This window comes from Cohnella sp. (assembly GCF_041640265.1).
Taxonomy (GTDB): Bacteria; Bacillota; Bacilli; order Paenibacillales; family Paenibacillaceae; genus Cohnella.
The window spans coordinates 234,354-253,121 of sequence record NZ_JBEQAP010000001.1; the positions used below are offsets into that span (position 1 = coordinate 234,354).

23 protein-coding genes and 1 pseudogene are annotated in these 18,768 nt (G+C 45.4%); 12 read left to right on the forward strand and 12 right to left on the reverse strand.

Going from position 1 to position 18,768, the window contains the following annotated elements; all coding sequences use genetic code 11:
- Positions 1–77: 77 nt before the first annotated feature.
- The 6 genes from ACESLK_RS01105 to ACESLK_RS01130 form a co-directional block, all read right to left on the reverse strand.
- Entirely contained in the window at positions 78–1,412 is a 1,335-nt protein-coding gene (locus ACESLK_RS01105) for an ABC transporter substrate-binding protein (RefSeq protein ID WP_372660896.1), read from the reverse strand.
- An 83-nt stretch (positions 1,413–1,495) separates the two neighbouring features.
- The gene (locus ACESLK_RS01110) at positions 1,496–2,326 is read right to left on the reverse strand and encodes a carbohydrate ABC transporter permease (RefSeq protein WP_372660899.1); all 831 of its coding nucleotides are present in this window, start codon (positions 2,324–2,326) and stop codon (positions 1,496–1,498) included.
- A complete protein-coding gene (locus tag ACESLK_RS01115) occupies positions 2,326–3,204 on the reverse strand; it encodes a carbohydrate ABC transporter permease (protein ID WP_372660902.1) in 879 nt (292 codons plus the stop codon). The genes ACESLK_RS01110 and ACESLK_RS01115 overlap by 1 nt, the downstream gene beginning before the upstream one ends.
- 399 nt (positions 3,205–3,603) lie before the next feature.
- On the reverse strand, positions 3,604–4,353 hold the full coding sequence (locus ACESLK_RS01120; protein ID WP_372660905.1) for a DeoR/GlpR family DNA-binding transcription regulator: 750 nt from the start codon (positions 4,351–4,353) through the stop codon (positions 3,604–3,606).
- 84 nt (positions 4,354–4,437) lie between these two features.
- Positions 4,438–4,791, reverse strand: coding sequence for a Rieske (2Fe-2S) protein (locus ACESLK_RS01125; RefSeq protein ID WP_372660908.1), 354 nt, complete (start codon positions 4,789–4,791; stop codon positions 4,438–4,440).
- An 8-nt stretch (positions 4,792–4,799) separates the two neighbouring features.
- Positions 4,800–5,903, reverse strand: a complete 1,104-nt coding sequence (locus ACESLK_RS01130) for an amidohydrolase family protein (protein WP_372660911.1) — start codon at positions 5,901–5,903, stop codon at positions 4,800–4,802.
- A gap of 388 nt (positions 5,904–6,291) precedes the next feature.
- Here ACESLK_RS01130 and ACESLK_RS01135 point away from each other — a divergent pair, with 388 nt between their 5' ends.
- Positions 6,292–6,612, forward strand: a complete 321-nt coding sequence (locus tag ACESLK_RS01135) for an ArsR/SmtB family transcription factor (protein ID WP_372660914.1) — start codon at positions 6,292–6,294, stop codon at positions 6,610–6,612.
- Here the strand turns inward: ACESLK_RS01135 and ACESLK_RS01140 are convergent.
- Both ACESLK_RS01140 and ACESLK_RS01145 read right to left on the reverse strand, forming a co-directional pair.
- A complete protein-coding gene (locus ACESLK_RS01140; RefSeq protein WP_372660917.1) occupies positions 6,586–6,798 on the reverse strand; it encodes a hypothetical protein in 213 nt (70 codons plus the stop codon). The two genes, ACESLK_RS01135 and ACESLK_RS01140, sit on opposite strands and share 27 nt — an antisense overlap.
- A gap of 423 nt (positions 6,799–7,221) precedes the next feature.
- Entirely contained in the window at positions 7,222–7,701 is a 480-nt protein-coding gene (locus ACESLK_RS01145) for a hypothetical protein (protein WP_372660920.1), read from the reverse strand.
- A gap of 809 nt (positions 7,702–8,510) precedes the next feature.
- On the opposite strand from ACESLK_RS01145, the gene ACESLK_RS01150 reads away from it, so the two are divergent.
- Both ACESLK_RS01150 and ACESLK_RS01155 read left to right on the forward strand, forming a co-directional pair.
- The gene (locus tag ACESLK_RS01150; protein WP_372660923.1) at positions 8,511–8,651 is read left to right on the forward strand and encodes a hypothetical protein; all 141 of its coding nucleotides are present in this window, start codon (positions 8,511–8,513) and stop codon (positions 8,649–8,651) included.
- 81 nt (positions 8,652–8,732) lie between these two features.
- Positions 8,733–8,981, forward strand: a complete 249-nt coding sequence (locus ACESLK_RS01155; protein ID WP_372661383.1) for a DinB family protein — start codon at positions 8,733–8,735, stop codon at positions 8,979–8,981.
- A 418-nt stretch (positions 8,982–9,399) separates the two neighbouring features.
- Here ACESLK_RS01155 and ACESLK_RS01160 read toward each other — a convergent pair.
- Positions 9,400–9,615, reverse strand: a pseudogene (locus ACESLK_RS01160) (IS110 family RNA-guided transposase); the annotation flags it as partial.
- A gap of 102 nt (positions 9,616–9,717) precedes the next feature.
- Between ACESLK_RS01160 and ACESLK_RS01165 the strand changes: the two are divergent.
- The 9 genes from ACESLK_RS01165 (at position 9,718) to bioC (ending at position 16,731) form a co-directional block, all read left to right on the forward strand.
- Positions 9,718–10,014, forward strand: coding sequence for a hypothetical protein (locus ACESLK_RS01165; RefSeq protein WP_372660926.1), 297 nt, complete (start codon positions 9,718–9,720; stop codon positions 10,012–10,014).
- A gap of 204 nt (positions 10,015–10,218) precedes the next feature.
- Entirely contained in the window at positions 10,219–10,341 is a 123-nt protein-coding gene (locus ACESLK_RS01170; RefSeq protein ID WP_372660929.1) for a DUF5348 domain-containing protein, read from the forward strand.
- Positions 10,342–10,412: 71 nt separating this feature from the next.
- The gene (locus ACESLK_RS01175) at positions 10,413–10,631 is read left to right on the forward strand and encodes a hypothetical protein (protein WP_372660932.1); all 219 of its coding nucleotides are present in this window, start codon (positions 10,413–10,415) and stop codon (positions 10,629–10,631) included.
- A gap of 262 nt (positions 10,632–10,893) precedes the next feature.
- Complete coding sequence (gene bioA, locus ACESLK_RS01180) at positions 10,894–12,225, forward strand: adenosylmethionine--8-amino-7-oxononanoate transaminase (protein WP_372660935.1); 1,332 nt, start codon at positions 10,894–10,896, stop codon at positions 12,223–12,225.
- Positions 12,222–12,962, forward strand: a complete 741-nt coding sequence (gene bioD, locus ACESLK_RS01185) for a dethiobiotin synthase (protein ID WP_372660938.1) — start codon at positions 12,222–12,224, stop codon at positions 12,960–12,962. Before bioA ends, bioD begins: the two co-directional genes overlap by 4 nt.
- A gap of 4 nt (positions 12,963–12,966) precedes the next feature.
- Positions 12,967–13,956 carry a biotin synthase BioB gene (bioB, locus tag ACESLK_RS01190; RefSeq protein WP_372661386.1) on the forward strand — a complete coding sequence of 330 codons (990 nt, stop codon included), beginning with the start codon at positions 12,967–12,969 and terminating at the stop codon, positions 13,954–13,956.
- 12 nt (positions 13,957–13,968) lie between these two features.
- Complete coding sequence (bioF, locus tag ACESLK_RS01195) at positions 13,969–15,159, forward strand: 8-amino-7-oxononanoate synthase (RefSeq protein WP_372660941.1); 1,191 nt, start codon at positions 13,969–13,971, stop codon at positions 15,157–15,159.
- Positions 15,144–15,875: an alpha/beta fold hydrolase gene (locus ACESLK_RS01200; RefSeq protein ID WP_372660945.1), complete on the forward strand. Its 732-nt coding sequence runs from the start codon at positions 15,144–15,146 to the stop codon at positions 15,873–15,875. Before bioF ends, ACESLK_RS01200 begins: the two co-directional genes overlap by 16 nt.
- Entirely contained in the window at positions 15,865–16,731 is an 867-nt protein-coding gene (gene bioC, locus ACESLK_RS01205; RefSeq protein WP_372660948.1) for a malonyl-ACP O-methyltransferase BioC, read from the forward strand. Before ACESLK_RS01200 ends, bioC begins: the two co-directional genes overlap by 11 nt.
- Here bioC and ACESLK_RS01210 read toward each other — a convergent pair.
- The 3 genes from ACESLK_RS01210 to ACESLK_RS01220 form a co-directional block, all read right to left on the reverse strand.
- Positions 16,713–17,156 (reverse strand): SRPBCC family protein, encoded by a 444-nt coding sequence (locus tag ACESLK_RS01210; RefSeq protein WP_372660951.1) that lies wholly within the window; start codon positions 17,154–17,156, stop codon positions 16,713–16,715. The genes bioC and ACESLK_RS01210 overlap by 19 nt on opposite strands.
- A 553-nt stretch (positions 17,157–17,709) precedes the next feature.
- Positions 17,710–18,393, reverse strand: a complete 684-nt coding sequence (locus tag ACESLK_RS01215) for a hypothetical protein (RefSeq protein WP_372660954.1) — start codon at positions 18,391–18,393, stop codon at positions 17,710–17,712.
- Between the two features lie 51 nt (positions 18,394–18,444).
- On the reverse strand, positions 18,445–18,726 hold the full coding sequence (locus tag ACESLK_RS01220) for a hypothetical protein (protein ID WP_372660957.1): 282 nt from the start codon (positions 18,724–18,726) through the stop codon (positions 18,445–18,447).
- Positions 18,727–18,768: the final 42 nt, after the last annotated feature.

Below are 18,768 nucleotides of genomic sequence, written 5' to 3' on the forward strand. Positions count from 1 at the left end.
TTTTTCGATCAACATATCGATACATCAGATGGATCCCTGCCATCGCCGGAATCCATCCGCCCTTCAAACGATGACCCTTATTTATTTAACTTGTCCCATGCTTTTTGGAATTCAACCAACGTTTCATCCTTGTTGATCTTGCCTGCAACAAATTTCTGCAGAATAGAGCCCCATTCCTTAGACAAGCCATCTGGAAATTTATTGTACTGATAACCAAGAGCCTTGCCTTGATCTAGATATTCCTTGATGCCCATGCCGAGTAAACCCAGGCTCTCCGCATCCGCTTCAACGCCTTTCACTACCGGGATATATCTGAAATCTTTGACGTACCACTGTTTGCCTTCATCCGTGGACACCAGCCATTGGATGAATTGCTTGGCTTCTTCCTTCACTTCCGAATCCTTATTCACAACCAGATAGGAGGATACTTGGGCGAAAATCTTATCATTCAATGCCGCATCATCGTTGATCGGCATCGGCATTATGCCAACATTGATATTGGGATTGGCTTCGTCAAGCAGCGACTGAGAGCAGGAGCAACCTAACGTCATCGCACCCTTGCCGTTCGCGAAGTCGATGACCATGGTTGAATAGTCGATCGACAGCGGATTTGCGTTGCCGTTGTTAAATTCTAATTCGAACAAATTCAACCAATCCTTAAATAGTTGGTTATCCGTTACTTTAGTTGTGCCAGCCTTCAGATCCGCAAGAAATTTGTCCGGATCCGGCTGCTGTGCAACCGGGATATTGGCTTCAAACACGCCCGGTACATACCATGTGCCGAAGGTAGGAATAAACGGTGCAATTCCAGCGGCCTTCAATTTCTCGACTGCGTTCTTAAGTTCTGTAAACGTAGTGGGAATTACGGTAATTCCCGCCTTAGCAAAGAGATCTTTATTGTACATAAATCCATAGCCTTCAAGAGACAGCGGGAAGCCATACACTTTACCGTCCTTCGTGATGCCGTCCAGCGAGTGTTCCAGAACGTCAGATTGCCAAGTCTCGGACGATAGATCCTCCAGCTTTTCGGACCAGACGTCCAAATCACTAAAGCCTGCATTCGTAAAGATATCCGGACCTGCCCCCGCAGAGAATTTCGCCTTAAGCGCCGTTCCGAATTCGCCTCCTGTCTGCGTTTCAACTTGCAAGGTGACATTCGGATATTTGGCTTCATAGATTTCTTTAAGCTTCTGGAATGCTTCAACGCTTTCCACTCGATTTACAAACATATTTAATGTTACTTTCTTCTCGCTTGGAGCGGCGGACGATTCGATTGAGGAACTGCTGCTAGTTGGACTGCTGCTAGCTGGACTGCTGCCAGCGGAATTATTTCCTTTGGAACAACCGGCGAGCACCAATATAACCGCCAATACCCCTGCAAGCCATTTTAGAGCAACCTTTCGTTTTACCATTCTAGTCTCCTCCAATTCATTGGCCATGTCTATTTATCGTTCGATATGTAAAGAGCGGGATGGCTAGGTTACGCGTACGCCGTTTATCCCTTGACTCCACCGCTCGTAATGCCTTCGATAATTTGCCGCTGCAGCAGAAGAAAGAATGCGATCGCCGGCAACATCGCCATTACAATGGCAGGAAGCGCCCAGTCCCACTTCTTCATGTATTGACCAAACAGGGAGTTGATCGCGATCTGAATCGTGCGTAAATCGGGGCTTTGAATCAACAGCATCGGGAGCAGAAAATCGTTCCAGAACCACAGCGAATTCAGCAATATGACCGTCATCGTTATCGGCTTCAGCAGCGGGATGACGATTCGGAAGAACAGACCGTACACCGTGCTTCCGTCGATTAAAGCCGCTTCCTCGATCTCGACGGGCAACGACTTCACAAAACCATGGAATAGAAATATCGCAAATGAGAGACTCAATCCCCAGTAAGCAAAGACGACGCCAAACAGCTTATCCACGAGTCCCATATAACGAACGACCTGGACCAAAGGTATCATGATGGCGTGGAACGGGATGACCATTGAGGCCACGAACAGCCCGAACATAACTATGTTGAACTTATTCTTGCGCCGCACAATCTGATACGCCGCCATTGCAGACAACAACGTGACGCCCACAATGCTGAACACATTAATGATCAATGAATTCATGAACACGCGCGGGAAATTCAGAATCGACCAAGCCTTCGAATAATTCTCCCAGACGATATCCATCGGTAGTGACGACATGTGCGAAAGCAGATCGGACATCGTCTTGAATGAGTTTACCAGCACTAGGTAGAACGGATAGAGGAAGACGAGCGCTGCCGCAAGCAGCAGCCATTCCATCCATATCAGGCGTTTGCGCGCATGTTGTCCCATCAGGCCTCTATCTCCTTTCGTTTAGTCAGATAGACTTGAATCGACGTGATGATAACGACAGCAGCGAAGAAAATAATCGCTTTGGCGGAGCCCATCCCGAAATTGTTGTTACTGAACGCTTCCTGATAAATATTCATGGCAGCGGAATCGGTCGTCTTGAACGGACCGCCGTTCGTCAGCGAGTAGTTCAGATCAAAGATTTTGAAGGTGGAGTTAATCGTCCAGAACAAGCAGACGGTAATCGAGGCCATGATTAGAGGCAGGGTAATTCGGATCAGCATAACCCATCCGTTCGCCCCATCCACCTGCGCCGCCTCCCGTAACTCTTGCGGAACGTTCGACAGTCCGGCAATGAAAATGACCAACACGTAACCGAGTCCATGCCAGACGCTTACGATCACAATCGCCCAGAACGCCGTCGTCTCCGCGCCGAGCCAGGCGATTTGGAACAAAGGCAGATTCGTCGCATTTCCGATGGCTTCGAACCCTTTTGTAAAAATAAACTGCCATAGGAAGCCGAGAACGAGACCGCCCAGCACATTCGGGATGAAAAACACGGTTCTCCAGACGTTGCGGAAGCGAAGCTTTTGCATCAGAAGGAGAGCCAATCCGAATCCAACCAGATTCATCAGCACTGTGATTACCACTGAAATCCGGATCGTAAACCAGAACGAGGCCAGAAAATCCGAATCCTGGAGAATGATTTCTTTGTAATTGCCCAAACCAACCCAAGAGTAAACCTCTGAGACGCCGTTCCAATCCGTCATCGAATAGTACAAACCCAGCAGAAACGGCGCCATAATGACGATCGCGTAAATAAGGACGGCTGGACCCATAAAAACGGTCTGACGAATGGCTTCAAATGTTTTCTTTCTCATCGTATCCATCTCCTGGCACATGGGTAAATACCACCCTTGATTTGAGTCATAATTCATAACATTTCAGTGTTATATTTAATTACATATGATAGTTTGATTATAAGGCTTCAAATAGATTCAGTCAATAACAATCATTAAAAGATCATATTCAATCACTTTATAATCATAATCACCTAAATTTATCATCTTAAATTTAGGAAAAGTAATTTTATTCTTATTTTTGTTGATCTTGATTAGGATCAAACTTTACATGTGACATGTATATGACATTAAACATGTAAGAAGAGACTTGATGCCGCAATAGTCATTCGTTATCTGCACCTTTCTTCAAATAAACAAACACAAACGGCCTTCATGTCTGCAAATTGCAAACATGAAGGCCGTTTGTTTCTTTCTCGCCTATACCAACGTCAGCTTCCCATGAAACTCCATCTCTTCCGCAATAGAAAGACCAGGGATGTCATTCGTCACTAATTCATCGATATCCCCATAATCGCAAACTTTGACAAGGGATGTTACGCCGTATTTCGAACTGTCCGCCAGCGCGACGACATGCTTTGAACGATTGATAAATGTTCTTTTGATTTCAACCTCTTCCAAGGCGAAATCGGTAGGTCCCTGAATTTTGCAAAAACCCGCCAAACCCATATAAAATCGGTCAAAATTGAATTGCATAATCGTATTAATCGCAATAGAACCGACCATGGACATCTCCAGCTTTCGGAAACCGCCTCCAACCACATAGATATTGTGCTGGCTTCTCGAAAGGATAGAGGCAATCTGAAGGGAATGTGTAAATATAGTTAACCCCTTCTTCTTCAGCAGTTCCTTAGCCAACGCAGCATTGGTCGTGCCAACATCCAGAGCGATCACTTCGCCCTCTGAAATTTGCTCTGCTGCGTATTGGACAATCCTTTGCTTCAAGTCCACATTCTGACTCAACCTTTGATTAAACATGGGCTCCACTCCGAGACCCGGAAGCGATGCTCCTCCACGCTGTCTCAGAATCAGTCCTTGAGTTTCCAAGCCCACTAAATCCCTTCGGATTGTCGCCTCCGAAACCTGCACAAGGTCAACAAGCTCTTCGACTGACAAGGGTGATTTCTTACTCAAATGCTGTAAGATTTCTTTTTCCCTATTAATCGACATATCCACGTCCTCTTCCCAATTTTTGATCTAAATATATCACAATTTTCCTTATAAGCGCTATTCCCGAATGGGACTCCCTATTAGTTAATAATGAATGACAACGTTCCCCTCTTCTACCGTCACCTCGTACCGCTTGACGCAAGCACGACGATCGTTAAACAAGGCATTGCCGCTCGTGACGTCGAATTCCCAACGGTGCCATGGACAGCGCAGCACCTCGTTTTCCCTCCCGAACACGTATTCACCTACATCGGCAGGCAGAGTCGTTCCTGTCAACTCACCATCCGACAGCCTTGCCCCTTGATGCGGACAGACATTCAGAAGCGCGCAATACTCTCCACTGTTCATCCGGACCAATACAACGGAGCGCAACCCGATCTGCACAGCTCGTTTCTGTCCGGGAACAAGATCATCCGAACTGCATACCACTTGTTTCATCAAATCGTTCACCTCGCAGCTTTCGGAACATCAGGCAATTTGTAGAAATTTTTGGCGTTGTCGTAAAATATTTTGCGTTTAAGTTCGCCCGAGAAGGTTGTCGGCAGACTTCGTAATGGCGAATCGAAATCCCAGTGCGGGTAGTCTGTAGCAAACATAAGCAATTCATCGCTCTCCATCATCTCGACCATGCGCAGCATGAACTGCGGATTGGGATCCTCAATCGGTTGTGTAGAAAACCGGAAATGTTCTTTAATATACTCGCTCGGAAGCCGTTTAACCCAGGGTACCTCTACTCGCAGCGATTTGTAATTGTGATCCATCCGCCACATGAGCGAAGGCACCCAAGAGAAGCCCCCCTCAATCATCGCGACGCGAGTTCCCGGATACTTATCGAACACTCCATTCAGAATGAGATTGACGGCAGTGCCCATGAACGCCTGCGACAGAATCGTATGCCACTCGATGTAATAACGAGGCTGCCCGAAACCCGTCGTAACTGAGTTGCCCTGATGCATGCCGATAACGAGATTTTTCCGCTGGGCAGCTTCGTATATTGAATGATAATAAGGATCCCCAAGCGCAACATTGCCGATCGGAAGCAGCACCTGAACCATCTTTGGATGGTCACCCCACTTTTCAATCTCCCGTACTGCCAGCTCAGGAATTTGGGGTGCAACATGAATGGATCCAAGAAACCGATCATCCTTGTCAAGCCAATTCTTTACTACCCATTCGTTATACGCGGATGCAAGGGCGCCGGCCAGTTCGAATTGCGCTTCCATTGTAGCGGGATAGAACAGTCCAGTCAGAATGGCATAGCTGATGTCGTACTGGTCCAGCAACTGTTCTTTCAGTACCCTGTAATCCGAACCCGGTACATTGCCGCTAGGCAGCAGCGAATCCAGTCTGGAGCCTCCGATCGGATGCGTGTACTTCAACTCTCCCCATCCGGTCCAGTGCTTCATGTAACCGAGGAAGGGCTCCTTCATGTAAGGAAGCAATTCCTCTACGGACACAAGACGCTCGTGTACATCTGTATCAATAATAGGGAACGGCGTTTGCTTAGTGTTGTTCTGTTCCGCTAACCTCTCAGTGGGCACAGTGGTCATTGAGGCTCCTCCTCTTCATGTTATATTATGTAAGATTAAAACAATCGATATTTCTCTTAATCCTTAAATCCACTATAGCGTTTCAATCAAAAGTTGTCAATTTCCATCACATATCAATCATAAAAAATCAAAAATACAGGTATCTTTTCGTTTAAGTTAACATTTTCATGCTATTTTTTATAATTACTACGGATTTCAATCAAAACACATTTAAGACCGCAAATGTGAGATATATTAACATCGCTGCAGAAAAACTGTTAGAATACCGGTGCTTTTGCATAGACGTTTAACCACAGAACAGAGTTGCACGCCCTGACCAAGCACGCATATGGAAGTTTTTATCAAAAATAATTTGACATGCAATCAAAAGGTTGCATATAATAGAGGCATGGATAAACTATTTAAAGCGCTTGCCGATGGAACTCGCCGAGAGTTACTCGACCTCTTGTTCGTCAATAACGGGCAATCCTTAGGAGAACTTTGTAAACAAATGACTATGACTCGTCAAGCTGTTACGAAGCACCTTCTGCTGCTGGAGGAGGCAAATCTTGTTACTGTCGTTTGGCAAGGCCGTGAAAAGCTGCATTATCTTAATCCGGTACCTATCGGAGAAATTTATGAACGCTGGATCGGCAAGTTTGAGCGTCACCGGATTGAGGCATTAAACACACTAAAGCAAGCATTAGAGGAGGATTTTAAGCATGAATAAAACTTTCATGACTTTCTTAAAGGCTTCTATTTCATTTTCGCTCTTGAGAATATTTCGTAATGTTTCGTATTCACCCTTTAGCTCTGACCATTCAGGAATAACAGCACTCGGACCGAGGTAGTCCACACTTGCCCAGGTATCCCTTATCTGTTTTAGATCTTGGAACAGGTTGTCATGTTTACTCATTTCTTCAGCCCCCTTTCTTCGAATTATGGTCTAGCCGTTCCGCCACTATACTGTCCAATAGCTTAGCTAGGCTACTGACGTCAGCCTCGTAGTATTGCACCTCCTACCTAACATCTTTTCCCGAGAAAAACACACCTTTAAAAAGGTTGCTGTATAGTACACCTCATTTAAAACGAATTAGCCTGTTTGTTGAGTGTGCAGTTCACAACCAAAAAAAGCTATGGAGATCCATCGCTGAGTTATTGTATCCGTTTAGCTGAATGGCAGCTAATATGAGGTTTTTCATTCGTGGTATTCAATATATCAGCAGCAAACCTATGTTTCAGATCAGCAATTGTGCTCATCGGTCAGTTTGGCTTCGATATTGATTACTTCTTCTTTTGAATTGAAACCAACAGTGGAGCTTTTGCTTTTTACGAAAATTCAATTTTGTAATAGTTTATTGTATAATTCGTTATTCTTCCAAACCAAAGTTCCAACCTTTTCTAAATTCATATCCTTTTCTGTGGGGTATAAACTTTCATTCATGCCTGCATAAACTAAATCCAAAGTTCCATCCTTATTGACATCGTAAGGCAAAGCACTTGTTACACCAAAACCGCCAAATGCCTCACCTATATGAACAGCTTTTTGATTTGTTACGATGTATGTTTCCGAGCTTGAATCCTTAAAAAGCTGAATCTTTGTTTTATCCCAAATTTCAGAGGGGGTAATTTCAATCACACCATTTTCCATATTACTCGATTGAGAAAAATCTTGAGTTTCTAAAATTAGCTTATTTGCTTCTTCAATTGATATCTTCTTTTTTGCTTTCTCGATTGATTTCTCATTGGAATCACAAGCCGACAATAGAAGACATACAGTCAGCATGGTTAAAAATCCCATTAGGAACTTGTTTATCATTTAAATTTTCATCTCCAAAACATCATTTCCGTCAGAATTTTCGTTTGATGTGAGGTGTTCAAGGTCTAAATTTGCGGTAGCCTCGTGGTGTGGCTATACAACTCTCTTGTCCCGCAATCTTATAAAGGGTTCTTTTTTCTAAATGATAGAAGAACAATTCGAATTGTGGTGTAAAGGAGCCAAGTAAAAAAGCTCAACATAATAAGTACACTTATTTTGTGTTCTAAATGGTGTGATTTAATTCCAAGGAAATAAGACATCTGTAAAATAAGCTTGTCAGGTAGTAAGAAAAGAAGAAAATATAAACCAGTGAATAATATTAATCCCTTTGCCATTCTTCTACACCCCCGAAAACCGATTTAACCATTAAACGCAACGAAATATTAAATGTTGCTTTACTGCAACTGTTAAAATTACACAGTATCTTTATATTTGTTACTTCCTTTGAAGTAAATCGACTATGTAATCACATATTCTCTACATCCCTTGCTCCACCTGAACCATGATAAGTCTCAACAGTTAACTCAAACTTTCTGTTACATGAAGTACATCTGAACTTGTGATATATAACATCATCTGAGTATGGTTTTCTTTCTTCAATAGAATAGAAATCGCAGTTTCCTTGCACGATTTCCATTGTTCCTTCTTGGATTTCCTTAATTTGCTCAGCAATGTGAAAGTATTCATATGGATGCAACCCAGAATCGCGCGCAGTCTCCGCACGCAAAGGCGTTGGCTATCGCTCCCGTGCGTGATACGATCAAAGAGAAAGAGGTAAGAGATCAAAGGACTATGGAGGTCGAAAAGTTATGCAAACGATTCGAAACTTGTTCGCACACATGGATTGGGCAAACCGCCTGCTGCTTGAGGCGCTGCGAGCCGCGCCGGCGGACGAAGCCAGCAAGGCTGCGAACCTGTTCCTGCACCTGCTCCAAGCGGAGCGTATCTAGCTGACCCGGCTACGCGGCGAGAGCAGTGAGGGTCTCGCGCTATGGTTAGATAATGCCGATCCGGCCGACTGCGCCGCGCTGATCGAGGCGAACGGAAGCGGCTTCCGGACTTGGCTCGACTCCCTACCCGAAGATTGGCTAGACAAGCCGATCGCTTATCGTAGTCAGGCCGGGGCACCGTTCGAGACTTCAGCGCGGGACATTTTGATACATGTCGCCCTGCACGGCCAGTACCATCGCGGCCAAATCAATGTCGCCCTTCGCGCAAGAGGGTTCGAGCCGGCTGCCGTGGACTACATCCTATACGCACGACTCGACGGAAAAGCATGATCCGTCGCTCTACAGAGTAAATAAAGTATTTACTCAGTGCTTAGAACAATTTAGGGCTATTCAAGGTAGCCACCAACTAACCTGCCCGCTAGCGGGGAAAGGCAACCAGGTCTAATCGGTTGCCTTTTCGTTGGGTTATTAAGCTCCCTCGGCACGATATAGTTTTCTTACGAATGCTCGCTTATTCGCAGGATTTCACCCTTGCTAGTAGCACAGAAAGATAGAAAGAGAGACCTCGTAATAGACCTGAGCAACATGAAGGCGTAAGGAAATACAGGGGGGGGGGGGGGGGATTAAAACCCCATATTATTCCATATACTGCACACATTCTCCTTGGTTGAATACATCCGGTACTCCGTGCTTTCTTTGAAATCCTGCGAATAAGACAAAACTCGTACAATTAAACGGTGAATATAGGTTAAGCTGCTAGCTTGATGGGCATCGTTTTATGAGGGTTGTAGGCTTCACCACTACGAGCCATTCCAACTAAAATTCTAGCTAGTTTGCCACACAGTTTCATTATGGATCTCATTTTCTTTATCTTCTTTACCTGTACATTGTAGGCATGCATAGCTTTAAACTCCGGATTGTTCGCTACTAAACTCATCGTCATCATGAAGATAAAACTATTCAAACCTCACTTAATTATACACATGCTATATTAACGAATTTTACGGAATCATTTAGTATTGAAGTTGGTTCGACCCCGGTTTTACTTTTAGAATGGGGACATTTCGTGCCGTTAGGTACTCGATTTGTTGAAGTCAATGCGTGTGTTGGATGGGAAGGACCTGTAGGTGCTGAAGCTATAGAATTAACACTTGTACAAGATGGTTCAATTTTTGCAACTGCCGTAGATAATTCCGATGACATAGGTTCAAACGTAGATGCTCTAACTCATCTTAAAGCTATAGTTACAACAAATGCTAATGCCCACCATGTTTATCAGTTATTTGCTAGAGCAGCTGAAGGTTCTCCTGTGGCTATAGAAGGACCTTGCAATGCGAATACAATTAGCTACGGTACACCTTAGCTAAACCACAAAATTAACAAACTCGAGCGTTCGCAGCATCCCCGTCCGGGTCTAATTACGGAACCGCACTCGAGCTGCTTAGAAACCCCATACATTTTACTGATGAATGGAGATTCGCACCGTTTTCGCCAAAGTCTGGAACAGCGGACGCGGGAGTAAACCCATGTCTAAGAAGGAGATAATTCACTACGACGTGACCGAGATGTGTGGACCGTGAACAAAGGATCCGGCTTGTCTTCCCTCCACTGCGGTAAATGCTTTGATCTTGCGATTGGCTCCACCTGGTTCCCTTGCCGATTAATCTGGTATCGATTAACCTCCATCTAAATCATCTACCCATGCTTGAGCAATTAAGTTATACTTTTAATAGATATTACAATCGATACGCGAGGTGTCCCATGAAGTTAGATCAAAAAACACCCAAACAAAAACAAACGAACCCACTGACTATATCTGTAATCGGGCTGATGCTTACTGTGTTCGGTATCGTTGACTACATCTATGTCAACAAGCTTCTTGGTATTATTCTTGTTATCGTGGGAATATTCTTAGGTATCACTGGCGTTCAGAAGTACAAAGCGTTGAAAGCCTTGCTTCAACAAAAAAAGATGATCTGATTATTTAGCTCGCCGTTATATTTTTAATATACCGTTCAACCTTTCTATGCTCCAAGTAGAAGGGTTGTTTGTTTTTATCTGTCACTGTCACCCCCTTCATTACCTTTTTCTGCGTTCTACTTCGGATTATCTTTACAGAGGTGTTTCTGTCTGCTAAAATTACCAAAGTTAAATGTCAACCTGAATATAAAAATTGGTTAACAATTAATAGGTCAATGGATGGTGATCATTATTGTCAACGCATATTGAACGTCTTGCCGCCATGAATAAGGCATACCTATGGCATCCTTTTACTCAAATGAAAGATTACAACAGCTCCGACCCTCTAATTATTGAACGAGGCGAAGGTATTAAGCTGTATGACGTCCATGGACGTTCTTATTATGACGGTTTCTCGTCTGTTTGGCTTAATGTACACGGACACAACGTGCCGGAGCTGAATCAGGCGATCACGGATCAGTTAGGACGAGTCGCCCACTCTACACTGCTCGGAATGGCCAATATTCCTGCCATCGAGCTTGCTGAGAAGCTGGTGGAGATAACACCGAAAGGCTTAAACAAGGTGTTTTACTCTGATTCAGGAGCAACCGGTGTTGAAATCGCGATTAAGATGGCATTTCAATATTGGCATAATCGTGGGCTGCAGGGTAAAAAGACATTTATTACGATGAATCAAGCGTACCATGGGGATACAATTGGCGCGATTAGCGTAGGCGCGATTCCGTTGTATCATGACGTGTTCCAGCCTATGTTATTTCCTTCACATGTCATTCCATATCCTTATGCTTACCGCCATAAGGGCGGTGCGGCGGATGCAATGGAAGCTACATTAACCGCTCTTCGCATTTTGCTAGAGACTCGCAGGGATGAGATCGCAGCACTCATAGTGGAGCCGATTGTGCAAGGAGCAGGGGGAATAATCGTCATGCCTTCAGGCTGTTTACGCGAGATGGCTGCGCTTTGCCGCAAACATGGTGTGCTTCTTATCGCTGACGAGGTAGCGACAGGATTCGGGCGGACGGGCGCCATGTTTGCCTGTGATCTGGAAGGCGTTTCACCTGATCTAATGGTTGTCGGCAAAGGTTTGACTGGAGGCTACTTGCCCGTCGCAGCGACACTTGCGACAGACGAGGTGTACGGAGCATTCTATGCCGATTACCAAGAGCAGAAAACATTTTTCCACGGACATTCCTTCACGGGTAATCCTCTTGGCTGTGCCGTCGCTTTGGCCAGCTTAAAGTTATTCGAAGAGCGGAACATGCTAGAAGGAGTACTAGCAAAGTCATTATTTGTTGAGCAGAAGCTCGCAGCACTTAAGGAACGGCCGCATGTCGGTGAAATCAGGCAAAAGGGCCTGATGATTGGAATCGAACTCGTACGTGATAAAGCGTCACGGGAACCCTACGATTGGGCAGATCGTATCGGCGTTCGCGCGGCTGTACGTGCTAGAGAGCTTGGAATGCTTATAAGGCCGCTTGGCAATGTTGTCGTATTTATCCCGCCTCTTGCCAGCACGGAAGATGAGCTGGATACCATGACGGATATTTTGGCAACATCTATTGTTGATGTTACCGAAGGTAGATTAACTACATGATCAAGGTCAACGGATTGTTTGTGACCGGCACGGACACTGGCGTGGGGAAGACAATAGTTACGGCAGCTCTTACCGCTGCACTTCGTGCCGAAGGTCTGAATGCCGGTGTCTGGAAACCTGTCCAGTCCGGTGCACGAATTGGCAATGGAATTACGGATGCTGAACGTTTGCTTATAAGCACGGGTATTGATGAGCGGCCAGAGGCCGTGGCGCCGTTTACATTTGAAGCACCGCTTACCCCAATGCTAGCCGCCAAGCATGCTGGCGTGACCCTAACACTTAAGGAGATCCTCACCGCAGGTGAACCGCTAATCAATCGTTATGAAGCACTGCTCATCGAAGGCGCAGGTGGCGCAGCTGTACCGTTGACCGAGGATTCCCTCGTAATTGACTTGATCTCGGAACTTCGCATACCGGCTCTGATCGTAGCCCGATCCGGCCTCGGCACGATTAATCACACACTTCTAACAGCATCGTTCTTGCGGCAACGTGCAATCCCGATCGTAGGTGTAATTATGAACGATGGAGAATTTGCAGAATCTCATGACGATCCGAGTATTGCGGCGAATGCAAGTCTTATCGAACGTTACGGCGGCCTGAAAGTCCTTGGCCGGTTTCCCAGCTTGCATGGTGAGGCGAATAAAGAAACTCTAGTACATACCGTTCGAGGAACCATTCAATTAACGCCTGTCAGAGAGGTATTTTCAAAACAACCAAAAGGGGAAGATGGAAATTAAGACGATGGAAAACGATTTGCAGTGGCAGTCGCTTGCCCAAAAAGCACTGAGTGGGAATTGTTTAACGGTAGAAGAAGGGCTTGCCGTTCTGGAAACGGATAATGAGCAAATACTTTTACTAATGCAAGCTGCTTTTCAGGTAAGAAAACATTTTTACGGCAAAAAAGTGAAGCTGAACATGATCATCAACGCCAAAAGCGGTCTTTGCCCTGAGGACTGCGGCTATTGTTCTCAATCCATCGTATCTGCAGCGCCGGTAAATAAATATTCGATGCTTGACAAAGATACGCTGCTTGCAGGCGCACGTGAAGCGATGGCTCGTCAGGCAGGGACTTATTGCATTGTTGCTGCTGGTAAGGGACCGACAGAAAAGGAATTAGATCAAGTGGTGGACGCGGTTAAAGAAATTCGTGAAACGATGCCGCTCAAAATTTGCGCATGCCTTGGAATTCTAAAGGACGGTCAAGCCGAACGTCTTGCAGAAGCAGGCGTTCACCGATACAACCATAATTTGAACACAAGCAAAGCTAACTTCCCATCCATCACCACGACCCATACCTACAATCAACGTGTTGAAACCGTAGAAAAGGTAAAGACACACGGCATGTCTCCCTGCTCCGGTGTCATTATCGGAATGGGTGAGACGAATCGGGAAATTGTTGAGATGGCTTATGCGTTACGCGAGCTTGATGCGGACTCCATTCCAATCAATTTCCTCCATGCGATTCCGGGAACCCCGCTTGAACATGCAGGCCGTACCTCGGCAATAAAAGCGCTGAAGGTATTGGCTTTATTCCGATTCATCTGTCCGTCTAAAGAAATTCGTGTGGCCGGCGGGCGAGAGGTTAACCTTCGTACCCTGCAGCCTCTATCTCTGTACGCAGCAAATTCACTCTTTGTAGGCGACTATTTAACGACGGAAGGGCAAGACGTTTCAGCCGATCATCAAATCATTGAAGATTTGGGCTTTGAAATTGAGTTAAACGCGTTATAAGGCGGGCTGTTCATGAATGGGTTGGAAAAAGAACTTGAAGTATTGGATCGCGTATCATTGGAACGTCGCTTGCGTGTTAGTGCTTCGGTCCCCGAAAGCCCTGGTTATACGGTGCGCGGAGAACGAGTGCTGCTCAACTTGTCTTCGAATGACTATCTGGGACTCGCCCAACATCCTGCTATTGTTGAAGCGATGCGCAATTCACTCCTCATCGAAGGTGCCGGCGCTGGCGCCTCACGGCATGTGACCGGCAACCGGCCGTCATATGTGCAGCTTGAACAAGCGTTGGCAGAATGGCAGAACCGTGATGCGGCACTTGTTTTTGCAAATGGATATATGGCTAATGCCGGTGTCATTGGCGCGCTTGTGAGCCGGGGCGATGTGGTTTTCAGTGATCAGTTCAACCATGCGAGCATTGTCGATGGTATTGTGATGAGCCGCGCTGAACATGCCCGGTATCGTCATAACGATATGGAACATTTGCGTGCGTTATTGAATAAGCACCGTCATAGACGGCGCAAGTTAATCGTTACGGACGCCGTATTCTCCATGGATGGCGACCAGGCGAACTTGATTGAAATCGCTGCGTTAAAAAAGGAATATGGTGCCATGCTGATGGTTGATGAGGCACACAGCGGAGGAATTTACGGGTTGCGCGGCGAGGGATTGAGCCTTGAGCTCGGGCTAGAGAATGATGTGGATATTCATATGGGAACTTTCAGCAAATCGTTTGGCGTCTACGGGGCTTATGTTTGTGGAAGCAGCACGCTAACCAGGTGGTTGGTGAATAAAGCAAGACCTCTTATGTATTCAACGGCATTGCCGCCTTCTCTTATTGCCGGTATTTCAAAGGCGCTGGACCTGGTACAGTCAGAACACTGGCGCCGTGAACAGCTTTTGACGGCAAGCGCTTTTTTTCGTTCCTCATTATGCCAGGCGGGCTTTAATGTCGGTGAAGGAAATTGTCCGATTGTACCTTTGATCGCAGGTGATAATGATACGGCCCTAAGATTCAGTCATGCTCTAGAAACGGAAGGTATCGCCGCGGCAGCTATTCGTCCACCTACAGTACCTGACGGTACGGCGCGAATCCGCTTCTCCCTGTCAGCAGCCCATACCTTCAAGGAACTGACAGATGCCGTCACGCGAATTCGCAGCATTGGACTTCAACTGGGGGTACTGGATTCATGCGACCAGAGCTAAGCTGTACGATCTTATGGCTGACTGGATGGAGTATGTCGGATAGAATCTTCGATCGGCTTCGTGATTTACTTCCTGACTTTCACCACGTTTCCGTCGATTACAGCACTGCCGGTTCTTCAGAGGAAATATTGCAATTGACAGAAACAGCGGCAATAAATATCTTGTCTTCTACCTCTGGTCCGCTCCTGATAGCAGGTTGGTCGCTTGGCGGGTTGTTGGCGCTCAGACTCGCGGCTCAAGAGTTAGCGGACGGCCTAGTACTGCTCTCAGCAACAGCAAAATTTACCCGTCCTAAAGAACAGGCGGATCTCGGTTGGGCAGATGTATACGTTAGACAGATGATCACTGGAATCAGGAAAGAACGAAAAGCCATAGAAAACAAATTTCAGCAGTCCTTTTTCATGGATACGAAATCAGGAATGGATCACAGGGAAAGTTTCCCCTTCTTTGGCAATTGGACAACCTTTGCGCTAGTTGCCGGCCTAGAGGTCCTTCGCAGTGTGGAATGCCTGTCCCGATTGTCGGAAATCGAGTGTCCGGTTCTTCTTGTGCATGGCTCCGAGGATAAGATTTGTCCTTACGCTGCGGCCGAAGAATTACTCATGCAATTACCTCGAGCGAAGTTACTAACAATACCTAGCAGTGGGCATGCTCCGTTTCTGGGAAGGGAAAGCCACTTGGCTGAATCACTGAGGAGTTGGTGGAATGATCAATAGAAAAACTGCTATTGGACGTCAATTTAACCGGAGCGCAGCAGGTTCTTATGATACTCATGCCCATGTACAGCGGATTATGGCAAATAGGCTTGTAAAATCTCTCGAAAAATGGACGTGTGAGGGTGAGTTTAATAGACTTAATATTCTCGAGATCGGTTGCGGTACCGGTACTCTCACTGAAATTGCGGTAAACCAATGGCCATGCTCGTCCATTACTGCGCTTGACATTGCACCCGCAATGATACTAGCGGCGGAACAACGTATGAGGTTAAGTTCTGCAAACGATTACAGCTCCAACAATAGGCAACCTTCCCATGTTCACTTTTTGCACGCCGATGTCGAAATGTGGGCGGCACTTGCTCCTGCATCCTCATTCGATCTCATTATTTCCAGCGCTTGTTTTCAGTGGTTGAGCCGTCCGAAGCAAACGCTAGAGCACCTTCACCGGCTGCTTCGCACCGGAGGCTTGATAGCATTCGCGACGTTCGGGCCGGATACATTCCGCGAGCTGCATACGGCTTTTGATGCCGTTTACCATGCTGGCGGCATCGAGCCGCAGCGGCACGGACTATCGTTTCAATCTGCAGATCAGTGGAAAAGCTTGCTGAAGGAAACAGGGTTCTCAAATATTCAATGTGAGCGATTGGTTCAAACGGAAGAGTATGCTTCTGCAAGAGATTTTCTTCTATCTGTCAAAGCGCTGGGAGCCAGTACTTCCGAAGCTGCCTCTTCGCACGCCTTTGGATCACGGCGTCTGTTCGCCAACATGTATAAAGAGTACGAAAATAAGTTCAGTACCTCGGGAGGTGTCGCTGCGACTTACGATATTCTATTTCTTCAGGCATCGGCAATCTGACCAACTAAACTTTGCCTATTAGTTATTCGCCACCATCCGCTTGTAGAGCTGTTCGAGTACGAATGCCATGCATGTTCGTGTCCATTCCTCGAATCCTGATCTGGAAACCCTGTATGCGTAAGACGTAGTAATGTGCCGTTGCCGTGAGGTTCAAGTTCAACCGTGACAACAGTCTCAGCTCCCTTTGTTCCCTCAGCCCCAGTAACCCACGTCAATTCAACGAGACGATTCTGCTCAAGCCTAAGAAATCGTCCGTAATGTGGATGACGCTGTGCTTCACTTTGCGTTTCGGATTTGTAGATTGTCTCAAAGAAGAAGACCGTATTGACTTCTCCCTTCATGACCACTGATCCAGGCTCTGCAAACCAACGATCGAACTGCTTTGTCCACGCTAGAAAAAGTACATCCGGCGACGAAACTATCATGCGTTCCGTTTGTAAATAGAATGGCCTTGATGAAATATCTGGTAGAGAAATAGGTATCGTCATCAAATCCTCAATCCCTTCAGATAGTTGCATTTTGAGGCTGCCTATTAATTGTGGACAGTTTTAACGTGAACGTACACATGCAGAGAATGTATATGATTTTTCGAATACATTTATAGAAGCCGGGCTCAAATCGTGTTTTATGTATGAAATTTCGCATATAATCGACTGATTCGATGTGTGTGTTGCTCATTTTGTATGATTTTTCGCATACATTCTGTGGTCTCCCGCAGATTACCGAAGTTATGAACTGTTAATCGACAGCCTCATTTTGCGACAATGATGAGACGTTTCTTGGTTAGGTGCTCTCATTGTTACTTTTTGCGACAATGATGAGACGTTTCTTGGTTAGGCGCTCTCATTGTTACTTTTTGCGACAATGATGAGACGTTTCTTGGTTAGGCGCTCTCATTGTTGCTTTTTGCGACAATGATGAGACTTTTCTTGGTTAGGTGCTCTCGTTGTTACTTTTTGCGACCATATTCTCGTTTTTTTATTTGTAATTTTCTAGACCGTTTTGAATGGTTTCAAAATTCGTGAGATGTGGCTTTAATTGATTTAAAAACTGTTTTTTATAGGCGGCCTCCATATCGTCCCATCCATAATATCGCTCGTAGTAATCTACGAATGTAGCAAACGTCTTCTCCATGGAACGCAGTTCTTTTGCGATTGAAGCAAGCGTATCCTTCGTATTTTGGCTAATCAGTTTAGGCTTTGCTTTCCAATACTGGCCACTTACGAAATACATAACGTCTCCTACCTCAGTACGATTGTGTATCATGTAAATTTCCTCTTGCTCTTGCTGCTTTGTGTAGTTAGACAACTTTTTTGAGGCCTCGGTTCTCTCATGGCTGGAATAGCTGTCGCTAAATTCAATCAGAAGTGAAATATGTTCATCCTGGGCGTTCGCTTGCACTTTTCCTCTCTCAATGATTGCTTGTATTTCCGAAGGATCCTCTTTATCACTTACAGCGCTAAGTTCCTCCAAGGTTTCCGCAAGCGAAAGAAATGATGGTGGCCTTTCTAAGAGTCTGAAAAAAGCCAAGTCATTTTTTGCTTCGTATATGGAAAATAAAGCATAAAACCTATGATTCGCTTCGTTAATTTTGTCTCGGTAAACAAGAGTAATGGTTACAAGTAATGCAACACTTATCCATACAACCGTTTTTCTTGTCATCCTAATGCCCCTTGGGTTTAAAAATATGGAGAATCATAGACTACACGCGGGCTATTCCTCTTCATCTTTTTCTCGTTCCCAATAACTTCCTTCACCAAAGTAATCCTGACAAACATTATTAAGTGTCTGTAATTCATCAATAAATCCTTTTAGATCACACGTATGAAACGTGTCTTTTAGCTCACGATTTTCTTCTGTAAGTGAATATACGTGAATTTCTGTACAACCATCCCATCTAACATTAACATCAAGACGCTTATCATCGGTTTCCAGTTCTAGAGCTACGGTCCCACCATCTTCATCTCTTTTATGTTTTGTTTTTATAATCCACAAAGTAAACCACCACCTTTGGGTATATAATTACCCAAAATGGGA

Bases quoted from the DNA above. Each gene is read 5' to 3' on its own strand.
- bioD (WP_372660938.1), top strand. From the start codon at position 12,222: ATGATCAAGGTCAACGGATTGTTTGTGACCGGCACGGACACTGGCGTG.
- ACESLK_RS01135 (WP_372660914.1), top strand. From the start codon at position 6,292: ATGGATAAACTATTTAAAGCGCTTGCCGATGGAACTCGCCGAGAGTTA.
- bioF (WP_372660941.1), top strand. From the start codon at position 13,969: ATGAATGGGTTGGAAAAAGAACTTGAAGTATTGGATCGCGTATCATTG.
- ACESLK_RS01175 (WP_372660932.1), top strand. From the start codon at position 10,413: ATGAAGTTAGATCAAAAAACACCCAAACAAAAACAAACGAACCCACTG.
- bioA (WP_372660935.1), top strand. From the start codon at position 10,894: ATGAATAAGGCATACCTATGGCATCCTTTTACTCAAATGAAAGATTAC.
- bioC (WP_372660948.1), top strand. From the start codon at position 15,865: ATGATCAATAGAAAAACTGCTATTGGACGTCAATTTAACCGGAGCGCA.
- ACESLK_RS01210 (WP_372660951.1), bottom strand. From the start codon at position 17,156: ATGATAGTTTCGTCGCCGGATGTACTTTTTCTAGCGTGGACAAAGCAG.
- ACESLK_RS01130 (WP_372660911.1), bottom strand. From the start codon at position 5,903: ATGACCACTGTGCCCACTGAGAGGTTAGCGGAACAGAACAACACTAAG.
- ACESLK_RS01145 (WP_372660920.1), bottom strand. From the start codon at position 7,701: ATGATAAACAAGTTCCTAATGGGATTTTTAACCATGCTGACTGTATGT.
- ACESLK_RS01140 (WP_372660917.1), bottom strand. From the start codon at position 6,798: ATGAGTAAACATGACAACCTGTTCCAAGATCTAAAACAGATAAGGGAT.
- ACESLK_RS01115 (WP_372660902.1), bottom strand. From the start codon at position 3,204: ATGAGAAAGAAAACATTTGAAGCCATTCGTCAGACCGTTTTTATGGGT.
- ACESLK_RS01110 (WP_372660899.1), bottom strand. From the start codon at position 2,326: ATGGGACAACATGCGCGCAAACGCCTGATATGGATGGAATGGCTGCTG.
- ACESLK_RS01215 (WP_372660954.1), bottom strand. From the start codon at position 18,393: ATGACAAGAAAAACGGTTGTATGGATAAGTGTTGCATTACTTGTAACC.
- bioB (WP_372661386.1), top strand. From the start codon at position 12,967: ATGGAAAACGATTTGCAGTGGCAGTCGCTTGCCCAAAAAGCACTGAGT.
- ACESLK_RS01150 (WP_372660923.1), top strand. From the start codon at position 8,511: ATGCAAACGATTCGAAACTTGTTCGCACACATGGATTGGGCAAACCGC.
- ACESLK_RS01200 (WP_372660945.1), top strand. From the start codon at position 15,144: ATGCGACCAGAGCTAAGCTGTACGATCTTATGGCTGACTGGATGGAGT.
- ACESLK_RS01125 (WP_372660908.1), bottom strand. From the start codon at position 4,791: ATGAAACAAGTGGTATGCAGTTCGGATGATCTTGTTCCCGGACAGAAA.
- ACESLK_RS01120 (WP_372660905.1), bottom strand. From the start codon at position 4,353: ATGTCGATTAATAGGGAAAAAGAAATCTTACAGCATTTGAGTAAGAAA.
- ACESLK_RS01105 (WP_372660896.1), bottom strand. From the start codon at position 1,412: ATGGTAAAACGAAAGGTTGCTCTAAAATGGCTTGCAGGGGTATTGGCG.